We start from the raw sequence: 11,802 nt of genomic DNA on the forward strand, positions 1-11,802 counted from the left end.
CGTCAAGGCAGACGTTCAACCCCAAGGACCCCCTGAATGGAAACCCCCACCCCTGCGCCGACGGCGCCGTCCAGCGCCACCGAGCCGCGCACCTCCTACCTGGAAGAGAAGGCCTTCAAGGCCCGTACGCTGCTGATCTTCGGCACGGTGACCGAAGTCACCGCTGCGGACGTCACCCGCCGCCTGATTGCCCTGGATGCCGACAGCGCGGATCCGATCGACGTCTTGGTGAGCTCACCGGGCGGCCATCTGGAATCCGGCGATGCGATCCACGACATCGTGCGCTTCATCGCGGCGCCGGTGAACATGATCGGCACCGGCTGGGTCGGCAGCGCCGCCACGCATCTGTACCTGGCGGTGCCCCGTGAGCGACGCTATTGCCTGCCCAACACCCGTTTCCTGATCCACCAACCCAGCGGCGGCGCCGGCGGTCCCGCCAGCGACATCGCCATCCAGGCCCGCGAGATCATCAAGGCGCGCGAACGGATCGCCCGAACCATCGCGCGGGAAACCGGCAAGCCGCTGGAGATCGTCCTGGACGACATCAGCCGCGACCGTTGGCTGTCCGCCGAGGAAGCCGTCGCGTACGGACTGGTCTCGCGCATCATCGAGCGGAAGACGGAACTCCGCCCCACCTGAGCGCGACGGCTCGACGCCCATCGCAGCGCCCCAGCCGATCAGGGCGATCCACGGGCATGCGCGCGGACAAAGCGATCCACGGCAGCCGCGAGCGCTGTCTCCGCTGAAGGCGCCTCGAAGCGCGCAGCGACGTCCGCAGCCGCAGCCCGGAACGCCGGATCGAGCAGACGCCTCACTCGCTGCGCCAGCGCCTGCGCCCTGAGGCGCTTGGCCGGGATCGTCAGCCCCACGCCCAGTTCGACCACCCTCGCGGCGTTGTCGAACTGGTCGTAGGCGAACGGCGTGACCAACTGCGGCGTGCCGGTGCGCAGGGCTTCGGCGGTGGTGCCGATGCCGCCATGGTGAACCAGGACGGCGGATCGACGCAGCAGCGAGGCCATCGGCACGAAGGGCTGCCAGATCACCTCGGCCGGCAGCAGCTTCGGCACCTGCGCGCGCTCGCGGGTCAGGAACACGGCGCGTTGACCCAGGCGCTGCGTCGCCACGAGCGCCTGCGCGAAGAAGTCACTGGCGTGGACGTTGCCGCTGCCCGGCGTGAAGACCACCGGCGGCGGTCCCAGGTCCAGGAACTGCGCCAACGGTGCGGGCAAGGGTGCCTCGGCCGCCGGCGGGAACTGGAAATCACCCTCGATCAGCGGTTGTGGCCAATCGGCGGCAGTCCGCCCGAACCACGCGGGGAACAGCGTGATCGAAAGGTCCGGCGCCTGTGCCATGTGCCCGAGAAAAGAAGCGATCGGCGCCAGTCCGTACAAGCCGCGCGCCTCATTGATCCCGGGCAGCGCAGCGGGATCCATCCAACCGCGCGCCACCATCGCCCACAGGGCGCGCCGCCACGCCTGCGGCACCCAGCGCGGAATCGCGTGGGGCCCCAGTCTCATCGGATCCTCACAGCTGCGCAGATTGGACGGCGCCAGATACATCGCCGCCACGGTGCCCACCCGCCCCAATTCACGCGCGACGGCGGCGCCCGGCACGGCCAGCGGATGCGCCAGCACCACGGTGGACGCATCGCCCGCAGCGGCCGATGTCAACGCGTCGACCAGCTCGGGCATCCCCTGCCGATACTGCGCCAGCAACAGGGTCAGTCCGCGCCGGGGATCCCAGACCTCCGGATTGGCGATGAGCCGTTCGTAATCCTCCACCGTGCCCAGGCCGATGCACGGCAATCCGGCGGCCAGAACGGCGGCCTCATGCACCCGATTCGTCAGCACGGTGACGCGCCGGCCCAGCCGCTGCAGGGCTTGCGCCATCGTCACGAAGGGGAACAGGTCGCCGGCAGTGCCGACGGTAACGACCAGGTAGTGCGGCAAACGAAGGCTGTCAGTCATGAAGGGTTCGAGGATTGTCGCGGTGGAAAGCGCAGCGAGGGCCTCATTCGACATTGACGTGGCATCTCCTGCCACGGTTGCGCCGCTCAGTTCCTCCCATGCCAAGGCGCCAGAGTGCTCACGGCCACTTGAACTGGCCGGGATGATCGCTGAATCTCAACACGCACCTGGGTCTCTCTCGGCGCCCCCTGGCATGCCGGTTGCCTGCTGGTGGCAAACGCCTCGTCAGAGGCCACCACCCTCTCGGGAGAACCTATGCGCCTTCGCCATCTCGCCGCCGCCCTTGCTGGCACCGCCGCCTTGCTGACCACGCTGGGGGCCTCGGCCCAATCGGTCGGCAAGGCCTCCGACCCGGAGCGCGACGTCGGTCGCGCCGCACCGGGGCAGGACAACTCCTACTTCAACGTCACCGCCAAGAACCGGATCCCGGCGCCGTTGCTGCCGCTCAAGAACGGACAGTGCGTGATCTGGTATCCCGAGAAGGGCGTGGCCGAACACACCGGCCCCCTGCCCTGTTCGCCGATGCCCAAGGTCCAGCCCGGCGGATGGCTGATTGCCCCATCGAGGGATCCGGTCATCCTGGAAGTGGCGGTCTATCACGACGAGCGCCCCGGGGTCATCATCGCGCGCGGCTCATTCGACGCCCGCACCCGCTACCTGGTGCGCACCCTGGATCCGGACAGCCCGATGGATGTGCAGAAGCGCAAGAAAACCCATTGATCCGGGCGGGACAGGACTGACTCGGTGCTTGCTCAGCGCGTCGCGGGCACGGTGCGCCCCGCGACGTTTGGCGCGTACACCTCAGTGGGCGCCTGCCTGAATGCAACGAGGCGCACGCCTTCGGGTGAGCTGCCGCATCCGGGTGCGGCCCGGGTGGCGATCCACGGCGACAATCGCCGCATGCCTGATACCCCCGCCGCCCCGCCCGGCCCCGCCCCCAGCCAACCTCGCAACCCGCTGCACGGCGTGCGGCTGGAAGACATGCTGAATGCCCTGGTGACCGCCTACAGCTGGCCCGGTCTGGCCGACCGCATCCCCGTGCGCTGCTTCGAGAGCGATCCCAGCATCAGCTCCAGTCTCAAGTTCCTGCGCAAGACGCCGTGGGCACGCGCCAAGGTGGAGAGCCTGTATCTGTTCATGCTGCGCGAGCAACGGCGCAACGGCGGCTGATCGGCGCTCCGCGCCCATGTGCGCGGAGGATGGCCCTCGAGCCCCACCACCACGAACATGCAGCGCCGACGCGCGTGCGCCCAGGCACACGCGGCTCAGTCGCGGGTCAGTGGTGTTTCACTCGCGGCGCATACGCCACTGACTCGCGGCTCACTTGCGGCTCACTTGCACTTGGCCCGAACCTCTTCCTCGGTCTTCACTTCGACGCCCTTGCAGAAGTAGAACGGCGTCGCGCAGTGCATGTACTTGCGTCCGATGTCGCGCGCCACGGCGGTCGAGGAAATGACGGCCGGGCTCTGGTCCTTGAGCGTCACCGCGCAGGCATCGCCGCGCTGGGAGATGACACGACGACATTCCGCTTCGCCCAGGTTGAATCGGCCCTGAGAGTCGGCACAGGCCTTGAGCGCCACCTCTTTCCAGAGCGCGAAGTGCTCCGCCCTCGGAATCGGCTGCGACTCCACCGCCTTCAGGCTGTAGCTGGCCTGCGCCACTGCGTCTTGGAGATCGACCGCCATGAGGCCGACGGCCACTGCCAGCAATGCGACGGGAAGAATCGGTTTCATCGTCATTCAGAGGGTGAAGGAAAGCGGGCTGGCGGACCCTGACGCGTCACGCCGCAGCGCCGCGGATTCTGCATGACGCGAATGAACCCACGAACGCCGCTCCCACCTAGGGGTGTGGCGAAAAACGAGCAGCGTGCGTGGGGGGAGAACTCATGTTGTCCTACATCCACCTGCGACATCCGCCGGCCCTGCGTCATGACACTCGTGATTAACCTGGAGGCAACCAACCGGAGTACCCCATGAGCCGAGCTGTTGCCCCTTTCTCGATGAAGCAAGCTGTCCACATCGCCGGCATTCCGCCCAGCCTGATCGAGACCCTGATCGATGAAGAACTGCTGCAGCCTGGCGCCAAGATGCGCTTCACCTTCCAGGACTTGGTGCTGCTGCAATCCGCGCGCCAGCTGATGGACGCGGGGCTGCCCACCCACCGGATCCTGAATGCGCTGTCCAACGTGCGCAAGACGGTGGTGCCGCAGGCGCATCTGGCGGCGCTGAAGTTCAAATCGCCGTCGCAGCGCGTGCTGGCTTCGTGACTTGGTGCACGGGAAACCGCGGCACGTGCTGCGGTCCGGTGCATCCCCCTGTCTCGCGCTAGGGCGAGATCGCGGCTCAGGCTAGGATTCCAGCCTCACGGAGCCCGATATGGTCACGACGATCAAGCGCGAAGAATTCTGCTTCCTGGTGGTGGACGATTTCTCCACCATGCGGCGCATCATCTCCGGCCTCTTGCGGGAGCTGGGCTTTCGCAAGATCGTGGAGGCTGAAGACGGCAAGGCCGCGCTGCGCACCCTGGAGCTGGCCGCCGAGTCCGGCGAGCCGGTGCATTTCGTGCTGAGCGACATCAACATGCCGGTCATGAATGGCTTCCAGTTCCTGGAAGCCCTCCGTGCCAAGCCTGAGACCGATCCGCTGCGCAACACGCCGGTGTTGCTGGTCACGGCCGAGGGCCGCAAAGAAGACATCATCCGCGCCGCACAACTCGGCGCGACCGGCTACGTGGTGAAGCCCTTCAACAAGGACACCATCGGCGACAAGATTCATCTGGCGCTGAAGAACCGCAACGTGCTGGTGGATTGACGCGGCGGCCCAGCTCCGCCTTCTCCCCCGACGTGGTGCCCGCCGTGAGGCTGGGGCCCTCCCCCAGAACGCTCCGCTTTGCCAGGCCGATGGCAAGCCGATGTCCGCCTCCCCGCAGTCCTTGATCCACATCGGATAACGATCGTGCGTCTGCGTGCAGGATGCAGGACCTCCTCAAGAACCCGCGGCTCATGGCCGCGAGCCTGCCTCCTGCAGGCGTCCCCTCTCTGAGGCACCAAAGTCCTGTCCCCTCAGCCAATCGGGGTGGCATTTCATTTATCACGGTGATAAAGTGAATCCACGATACTGGAGACGCGATCCGGGGCTCAGCCCCTCGGCCCAAGGCACCAGGAAGACACGCGCCATCAAAGGCGGCGCACTCCTGGATCTGACCGCGCTTCAAGCGCTGCTGAGGTCCGAGACGTTCGACTTGGACGCGTTGTGGTTCGCCACATCAGGCGCTCGGCGCGACCGGGAGAAGTACCGGTGGTCCAACGCTGAGGTGCTCGAGGTCCTGCTCGCCTTGAGGGACCCGGCTCGAAGCCACCACAACGACTATCTGAAGTCGGAATGGTGCGAGGTGGATGGAGAAAATGGGAGGCGCTGGGTTGCGTGCGACGTGTATCAACTGAGCTTCGACTTTGTTCGAGGCCATCGTCATCCTCAAGGGGTGGCGCTTTATCTCAAATTCTCTGTGGAGAGCGATGGGCTCGTGGCCATCGTCTTGGCTTCCTGCCACCCTTCTCGTTGAGCCCGATCAAAGGTCCTCGCCATGAACAAATCCACCCGGCATCCCTGCCCGGTCTGCCGCAAGGGCCAGTTGTTGCCCACCACCACCCATCGCGATTTCCACCCGCGCGGAACGCTGGTTCGCGTGGAGCTGCTGGCCTCGGTTTGCGACCGCTGCGGCAAGGAAACCATCCGCTCCGAACAGCATGATCAGAACTTGCGTCGGCTGGCCGCTCGCAAATCCGCGCCCGCCTACGCAGGCCTGTTGCTGGGCGAGGAGATCGCGGCCCTGCGGATCCGTTACGGGCTCACCCAGCAGGCGGCTTCCACGCTCTTTGGCAAGGGCAAGATCGCCTTCTCACGCTACGAAAACGAGGTCACCTACCCCGACCAGAGCACCACGCTGCTGCTTCGGATGGCCATCGACAAGCCTGACAGTCTCCAGTGGCTGGCCGATCAGGCGGGTGTGCCGCTGCCACTTTGGAAAGAGCGAAGCGAGGACCGGCGGCGAGCCATCCGCAAGGCGCCAGTCAGCGGCGCATCTGCCCCGCCACCCAGCAGCAAAGGAATCAAGTCCAGCCCTTCTGAGCGGCACGTTCGACCGCGTTCATGACGTCAACGTCCCGTTGCAGCGCTTGAATGCAAGCTCACACACAGCCGCAAACGATGCTCACCACGTCATGAAGCAAAAGTCGCCAACTCACCGAGCCTTTGCCGTGGCCAGATCGAACTGCTCCCACAGACCGATCGCCGTCCGATTGGCCACCAGCGCCGCCGCGCCGGCACTCTCTGCGGTCACGTAGCGATTATTCGCGAGTGATAGCAAGCTCACCGAGCCATTGGCGTTGCGAATCAATCGGAAGGATTCCCAGGGACCGATCGCCGTGCGGTTCGCAATCAGCGGCGAGGCCCCCGCGCTTTCCGCGCACACCAGCCGTCCATTGACGCGCGCCCGCAGCGCCACAAGGCCGCTGCCCGCATCCACCAGCTCGAATTGCTCCCAACCGCCCACGGCGGTCCGATTGGCCACCAAGGGCTCCGCGCCGGCGTTCTCCGCCGTCACATAGCGCCCGTTCACACGCGCCTTCAATGTCACGATCTGGGCCGCACCGCTGCCGGAGAGGACCGGCGCCGTCGGCCGGTTCGCGGTCAGCGCGATCTGTCCCTTCAGCATCCGGCCGCCGTCGGCCGTCAGCCGCAGGTAGTAGTCCGCCGAGCAGGCCGTGCCGTCTTCGTCCAACGCGAGGATGCCCGAGCCCACAGGCACGAAGGCCGCCGACTCCGCCGTCTTGGCGATCTGGTTGCCCTCGTTGAATTCGTCGAACATCGAGATGTAGAGGCCCTGCGCGCCCAATCGCACCATGTTGTAGAACTGGCGCCACATGAAATCACCATGGGCCCGCTGCCGGGCACTCAGATCCCCCGGCAGCACGCACGGCTGATAGTCGATGCCGTGGGCATTGCAGTCCGCTTGATCGGCGAGATTGACATTGGCATAGAACCAGTCGGAACCCGCGGCATCGCCGATGCGGCCGACCATCCACGGCGAGATCATGTTGAACGCGTGATAGACCTCGAGATAGCCGGCACGCGAGTCGTTCTTGCCTTCCCGCCAGTAGGTCGGCACCCCGCCCATCACGTAGCAGCCCTGGCTCTTGAACCACTGGATCACGTCCAGACAGGCGGCGGCGGACCACGGATGGTTGTCGTCATTGAAGCCGAAACCCCAGAGTCCCACCACCGGCCGCCCGTTCTGTCGCGCATAGGCCGACGATGCAACCAGCGCCGACATCTTGTTCAACCAATCGGCCTTGATCTCCGACTGCATGCCCTGCCAGCCGCTCACGTCATACATGACGTAGAACTTGCGGCCATACGACTCCGCCGCGCTGCGCACCTTCAACGCCATCGCGTCACGGGTGGCCCCTTCGCCGCCGTTCGGATTGAAGCGCTGCAGCGCCGCGGTGTCGCAGCCGTTTTGCTGCATCCAGCGGAAATGGGTGTCGACGGTGGATTGGTCGTAGGACGAAAACAGCGTGGCCGGGGCGCCGTTGCCCAGGTTGGCGAACGCGGTGGGGTAACCGGCGGCGTAGTCGCGCATGTCCGGCCACGAAATGATGGCGCGGTTCGATGGCGATGGCGTGCGGCCCCAGTCCTGCGCCCAGTGCCACCATCCCTGGATGGGCGCGCCGTCCCCCTTGCAGGCAAACCAGCCCTGGTAGCCCACGGTGATCTTGCCCACCACGTCGCCGACGGCACTGGCCGCCTCTGCACCGCCCAAAGGCCAGGCAGTCGCCGCGACACCGGCGGCGGCGGCAGTACTGAGGAAGTGACGGCGAGACAAGGTCATGCGAGGACTCCAGCAGGGCGGCATCGAGAACCCGACTCACCGCACCGATACGCACCAATAGGCGACGACACGCGTCGACACGCGTCGATGGATCAGCCGGGCCGGCTCATTGCGTCTGGACTCTATGCGGCACGCGACACACCGGTTGTGTCGAGGTGCGTCGCTTGTTGCGAGGGACGCCGCACGCGCATCCCGCGAAAGCCACGACAGACACGGGCATCGACATCGCCTGTCGCGACCGCCGCGCGCTGACGTGGCCAGCGATCTGACACACTTTGCCGATCGGCTTCGGCGCATCTGCCCTCAGAGGCGATGTCACGGTCACCGGTCACCGGTCACCGGCCACCGGTCACCGGCACCAGTCACCGTCACCGCCAGCGTCAATGCCACCGTCGCTGTCGCTGTCGCTGTCGCTGTCGCTGTCGCCGGGACCTCAAAGTCGATGGCGGACGGCAGGCCGCAGCGGCGGACCCATCCGCCACCGCGCCTCGCCTCGCCGCGCCTCGCCCTTGGCGACCTCGCATCGCCAAAGGCTGTCGAGCCGCTGTCAGGTGGCCCAATGCACCGCTTCCGCGTCGTCCGGCGCCACCGAAGCCAGGCACACCATGGCTGCGCCGCCGAAGGCGAGCAGATCCTCTGCAGCGGCCACCGGCCAGTCCTGTCCCAAGGCACGAGAGACGCGGGTGCGGATCGCATGGCCGACATAGGTCGCGACGATCGAGCCCGCTGCGCCGGCCAAGGCGCCCTGCCAGGATCGCCCGCCCGCCACCGCCGCGCCCGAGACGGCGCCGCTGAGCACTCGCGCGCCCACGCCCACCGGCATCGTGCGGTCCGGCGTGCTGGGCAGCTTGTCGACTACCAGTTCACCGATCGCCATCGGCGTGGTCACCGCCACCGCCTGCGTGGTGCCCAGGAAGGCCAGGGGTGAGCCCTTCAGGTTGATCCACCCCAGCCGGGCCGCCCAGCTCACCGCCGTCAGCGGGGCGCTGGTGCGCGGGCCGGCGGTGGCCCCCAGCAAAAAGGCCAGGGTCAGGCTGCGCGGCGAATCCGGTGCAGCGACCGTCGTCTGCACCACAGGCCGCGACGGCGACTGCTGCACGGCGGCGGCGCCGGCCTTGACCCGGGAGAAGAATCGACGGAAGAGCTGACGGGCGACCTCCGTGGTCGCGCCGAACACCATGTGCGACACATACGAGTAGGGATGGGACTGGACCGGCGCGCGCCAGACCGGATCGCCCAGGCGGAACGCGGGCACCAGCGTCTCGTCCACCACCGTCGCTGCGGCCACACCGAAGGCGGTGCCCTGGCCCAGCGTCACCCGCGGCTGGACTTCCGCCACCGCGCCGTACACGCCGCCCACCAGGCTGCCGACGGCGTAATGCACCGCCTCACCCGCCGCGCCACGTCGGGACCGCCGGATCGACTGCCCGGTGGTGAGCCGGGCCACCCGGTTGGCGGCCTTCTCGGTCGAAGGTGCACCGGACACGCCCGAGGTGATCTGCCCGCGTGCCAGCAGGGCCTGGAAGGCGGTCATCACGCCGGCGCCGACCAGACCGGCGGCCAGGCCGGACGCCATGCCCAGCGGCACGTCGCCTTGATTGCTGTCGTTGAAGTTCATGCAGGTTCTCGCTGTACCCGGTCGCCGCCGATCGAACCTCGGTCCACGGCCACCGGTGTTGGGATTGCCGAACCAGCGTTCGGTGCCTGTGCGGTGGCAAGACCCATGCCTCCTTCCCTCGGCACACTCGCCAATGCGCGCAGGGACCCAGCCAACGACGGATACCGATAGCCATAACCGCCGGCCAGGGCGCGTGCCGGCCAGACGCGCTGACCGTCCAGCAGCAAGGTGGACATCTCCCCCGCGAGCCACCGCAGCGGCGCCGCCGGCAGGCGCAGCCAGGCCCGACGCCCCACCGAGGCAGCCAGCGCCTCGGAGAACTCGGCCTGGGTGCAGAGCGCCGGCGCCACCGCATTCACCGCGCCACGCACCTCGTCGCGGCGCAGCGCCCAATCGATCAGACCCACCGCATCGTCCAGATGGATCCAGGGCGCCGGCTGCCGACCGTCCCCCAACCGCGCGCCCAGCCCCAGACGAGCCGCCAGCGCCTGCATCGGCCAGGCCCCGTCGTCGCGGCCGAGGACGACGCCGAAGCGCATCCGCACCACGCGCAGCCCCAACACTTCCAGCCGCATCGCTTCATGCTCGGTGGCCACGCACAGGTCCGATTGGAAAACGCCCGGCATCGGCCCCGTCTGCTCGTCGCAAACCTGTTGGGCATCAGGCACCCCGTAGACACCCACCGCCGAGGCGGACACCAGCACCGCCGGCCGCTCCACCAACCGGCACACCAGGCGATGCAGTTCCTGCAGCACACGGGTGCGGCTCTCCAGCAGTTCCCGACGACGCGCCTGGGTCCAGGGTCGTCCCAGCACACGGGCGCCAGCCAGATGGACGATGGCGCTGATGCGGGTCTCCGGCGCGATCTCGTCCAACGACCCGAGGACCGCGATCGACGCATCAAACTGCAGCCGCGCCTGGCGCACATCTCGCGTCAGCACGATCAGACGCCGGCCCTGCATCCGCAGCAGGTGCACCAGCGCCCGACCCACAAACCCGGTGCCGCCCGTCACCAGCACGGCCGGCGCATGCAGCGCCACCGGTGGCAGCGCGACCTCGGGCTCACGGCCCAGTCGACGCACCGCCAGCACATTGCGCAGGCTCCACAGCCAGACGCCCACCGCGAACGCGGTGAACAGCCAGGACACCCAGCCCCGCCCGGCCGGCACCAAAGCCGTCGGTTGCTGCCAGCCTTCCAGCAGGCGCGGGCCCAACAGGCCGATGAACAGGCCGTAGCTGACCGTCAGCACCGTGTGCAGCCAACGCTCGAAGGGCGGCAACTGCCGGGTGCGATCCTCTTCCAGGAAGTCGGCCAGGGTGATGACGATCTCCACCATCAACACCGCCGCCACCGCCACCGCCCAGGCGCCCTGCCAGGCCCACCAGGCCAGGCCCAGGAACAGCGCGCCATACAGGGCCTCGCGCGCCGCATGCAGTGCCAGCTCGCGACGGGCGCCGCGCTGTTGCGGCAGCCGGGCGGCCCACTCGTGGTGCCACAGGTTGTCGAAGGCGCCCAGCAGAGCTTGGAAAATCAGCACGGCATCGATGATTTGCATGTCAGCACTCCTGGACCGGATCGACGAAATCGCCGGTCTGTTCAAAGGTCAGGCCCCAGCGGGGATGGGTCATGGTCAAGGTGAAGCGAAAACGCCCGTCGCCCAGATCGCGGTGTTCGACGCGGCAGCAGCCCGGACTCAGCCAGTCCGGCAAGCGCAGACGCACCGGGCCCAGGCACCACAGGTAATGGCGGCTCTGGAACACCAGCGCGCCCTGGTCTTCGAACACATCCAGCGCCATCGCCAAGCCGCCGCGGGTGCGCTCCAGCACGCCGTGCTCGGGATGGGCCCGCTTGACCGACTGGACCGTTCGACGCCCCATGTGGCGTGACCACACCACGCCGCCCTGCCCGTCCGCCGAGACCGTCACCTCCGCCGCCACGTCCTTCGCACAATGCGGCAGCAGCGGCCCACGCAGCGGCCAGGCCAGCCACGCCAGCAGACGCCCCAGGCGCGAGCAACGCAGGTCCATGCGGCCCCGGTAGCAGACCGCGGCGGCGTGGGCATCGAAGCGGCGGCGTACCGCGGCAGGCAGCCTCGCCCAGGCGTCGGGTCCCATCAACTGGTCGAGATGCAGAACGGCGGCATCCGGCGCATGGACCGCATGACCCGCCTCAGGAGATCGGGCCTCCAGCGCAGGGTGGGCATCGATCGCAGGTTGCGCATCGATCGTTTCAGGAAGGACGGGCCGCACCTTCGCAGCAGCGCGGCGGGTGAATGGCAGGCGATGGATCAGGGTGTTCATGCCTCTCTCATTGCGAGAAGCGGGCCA

13 protein-coding genes are annotated in these 11,802 nt (G+C 67.7%); 7 read left to right on the plus strand and 6 right to left on the minus strand.

Features of this window, described 5'->3' with window-relative positions; translation table 11 throughout:
* Positions 1-36: 36 nt before the first annotated feature.
* Positions 37-639 carry an ATP-dependent Clp protease proteolytic subunit gene (locus N4261_RS19220; protein WP_261756874.1) on the plus strand — a complete coding sequence of 201 codons (603 nt, stop codon included), beginning with the start codon at positions 37-39 and terminating at the stop codon, positions 637-639.
* A gap of 38 nt (positions 640-677) precedes the next feature.
* Here the strand turns inward: N4261_RS19220 and N4261_RS19225 are convergent, their stop codons facing one another.
* Positions 678-1,967 (minus strand): glycosyltransferase, encoded by a 1,290-nt coding sequence (locus tag N4261_RS19225; RefSeq protein WP_261756875.1) that lies wholly within the window; start codon positions 1,965-1,967, stop codon positions 678-680.
* 255 nt (positions 1,968-2,222) lie between these two features.
* Here N4261_RS19225 and N4261_RS19230 point away from each other — a divergent pair, with 255 nt between their 5' ends.
* Both N4261_RS19230 and N4261_RS19235 read left to right on the plus strand, forming a co-directional pair.
* Positions 2,223-2,687, plus strand: coding sequence for a hypothetical protein (locus tag N4261_RS19230; RefSeq protein ID WP_261756876.1), 465 nt, complete (start codon positions 2,223-2,225; stop codon positions 2,685-2,687).
* A gap of 180 nt (positions 2,688-2,867) precedes the next feature.
* A complete protein-coding gene (locus N4261_RS19235) occupies positions 2,868-3,137 on the plus strand; it encodes a VF530 family protein (protein ID WP_261756877.1) in 270 nt (89 codons plus the stop codon).
* A gap of 161 nt (positions 3,138-3,298) precedes the next feature.
* Here N4261_RS19235 and N4261_RS19240 read toward each other — a convergent pair whose 3' ends face one another.
* Complete coding sequence (locus N4261_RS19240) at positions 3,299-3,700, minus strand: hypothetical protein (protein ID WP_261756878.1); 402 nt, start codon at positions 3,698-3,700, stop codon at positions 3,299-3,301.
* Between the two features lie 266 nt (positions 3,701-3,966).
* On the opposite strand from N4261_RS19240, the gene N4261_RS19245 reads away from it, so the two are divergent.
* The 4 genes from N4261_RS19245 to N4261_RS19260 all read left to right on the plus strand — a co-directional run bounded on the left by N4261_RS19245 (position 3,967) and on the right by N4261_RS19260 (position 6,119).
* Complete coding sequence (locus tag N4261_RS19245; RefSeq protein WP_261756879.1) at positions 3,967-4,233, plus strand: MerR family transcriptional regulator; 267 nt, start codon at positions 3,967-3,969, stop codon at positions 4,231-4,233.
* Between the two features lie 109 nt (positions 4,234-4,342).
* Complete coding sequence (locus N4261_RS19250; protein WP_261756880.1) at positions 4,343-4,777, plus strand: response regulator; 435 nt, start codon at positions 4,343-4,345, stop codon at positions 4,775-4,777.
* 292 nt (positions 4,778-5,069) lie between these two features.
* The gene (locus N4261_RS19255; protein ID WP_261756881.1) at positions 5,070-5,528 is read left to right on the plus strand and encodes a type II toxin-antitoxin system MqsR family toxin; all 459 of its coding nucleotides are present in this window, start codon (positions 5,070-5,072) and stop codon (positions 5,526-5,528) included.
* Between the two features lie 21 nt (positions 5,529-5,549).
* The gene (locus N4261_RS19260) at positions 5,550-6,119 is read left to right on the plus strand and encodes a type II TA system antitoxin MqsA family protein (RefSeq protein ID WP_261756882.1); all 570 of its coding nucleotides are present in this window, start codon (positions 5,550-5,552) and stop codon (positions 6,117-6,119) included.
* Between the two features lie 87 nt (positions 6,120-6,206).
* Here N4261_RS19260 and N4261_RS19265 read toward each other — a convergent pair whose 3' ends face one another.
* The 4 genes from N4261_RS19265 to N4261_RS19280 form a co-directional block, all read right to left on the minus strand.
* Entirely contained in the window at positions 6,207-7,856 is a 1,650-nt protein-coding gene (locus N4261_RS19265) for a lectin (RefSeq protein WP_261756883.1), read from the minus strand.
* 547 nt (positions 7,857-8,403) lie between these two features.
* Positions 8,404-9,474 carry a DUF1440 domain-containing protein gene (locus tag N4261_RS19270; RefSeq protein WP_261756884.1) on the minus strand — a complete coding sequence of 357 codons (1,071 nt, stop codon included), beginning with the start codon at positions 9,472-9,474 and terminating at the stop codon, positions 8,404-8,406.
* Complete coding sequence (locus N4261_RS19275) at positions 9,471-11,030, minus strand: TIGR01777 family oxidoreductase (protein WP_261756885.1); 1,560 nt, start codon at positions 11,028-11,030, stop codon at positions 9,471-9,473. The genes N4261_RS19270 and N4261_RS19275 overlap by 4 nt, the downstream gene beginning before the upstream one ends.
* A gap of 1 nt (position 11,031) precedes the next feature.
* A complete protein-coding gene (locus tag N4261_RS19280) occupies positions 11,032-11,775 on the minus strand; it encodes a DUF4166 domain-containing protein (RefSeq protein ID WP_261756886.1) in 744 nt (247 codons plus the stop codon).
* Between the last annotated feature and the right edge of the window lie 27 nt (positions 11,776-11,802).

Source organism: Roseateles amylovorans (assembly GCF_025398155.2).
Lineage (GTDB): Bacteria > Pseudomonadota > Gammaproteobacteria > Burkholderiales > Burkholderiaceae_C > Roseateles > Roseateles amylovorans.

What these genes read in the sequence shown, in the direction of transcription:
- N4261_RS19225 (WP_261756875.1), bottom strand. Translation starts at nt 1,967, where the DNA reads ATGACTGACAGCCTTCGTTTGCCGCACTACCTGGTCGTTACCGTCGGC.
- N4261_RS19235 (WP_261756877.1), top strand. Translation starts at nt 2,868, where the DNA reads ATGCCTGATACCCCCGCCGCCCCGCCCGGCCCCGCCCCCAGCCAACCT.
- N4261_RS19265 (WP_261756883.1), bottom strand. Translation starts at nt 7,856, where the DNA reads ATGACCTTGTCTCGCCGTCACTTCCTCAGTACTGCCGCCGCCGCCGGT.
- N4261_RS19260 (WP_261756882.1), top strand. Translation starts at nt 5,550, where the DNA reads ATGAACAAATCCACCCGGCATCCCTGCCCGGTCTGCCGCAAGGGCCAG.
- N4261_RS19240 (WP_261756878.1), bottom strand. Translation starts at nt 3,700, where the DNA reads ATGAAACCGATTCTTCCCGTCGCATTGCTGGCAGTGGCCGTCGGCCTC.
- N4261_RS19280 (WP_261756886.1), bottom strand. Translation starts at nt 11,775, where the DNA reads ATGAACACCCTGATCCATCGCCTGCCATTCACCCGCCGCGCTGCTGCG.
- N4261_RS19220 (WP_261756874.1), top strand. Translation starts at nt 37, where the DNA reads ATGGAAACCCCCACCCCTGCGCCGACGGCGCCGTCCAGCGCCACCGAG.
- N4261_RS19270 (WP_261756884.1), bottom strand. Translation starts at nt 9,474, where the DNA reads ATGAACTTCAACGACAGCAATCAAGGCGACGTGCCGCTGGGCATGGCG.
- N4261_RS19245 (WP_261756879.1), top strand. Translation starts at nt 3,967, where the DNA reads ATGAAGCAAGCTGTCCACATCGCCGGCATTCCGCCCAGCCTGATCGAG.
- N4261_RS19250 (WP_261756880.1), top strand. Translation starts at nt 4,343, where the DNA reads ATGGTCACGACGATCAAGCGCGAAGAATTCTGCTTCCTGGTGGTGGAC.
- N4261_RS19230 (WP_261756876.1), top strand. Translation starts at nt 2,223, where the DNA reads ATGCGCCTTCGCCATCTCGCCGCCGCCCTTGCTGGCACCGCCGCCTTG.
- N4261_RS19275 (WP_261756885.1), bottom strand. Translation starts at nt 11,030, where the DNA reads ATGCAAATCATCGATGCCGTGCTGATTTTCCAAGCTCTGCTGGGCGCC.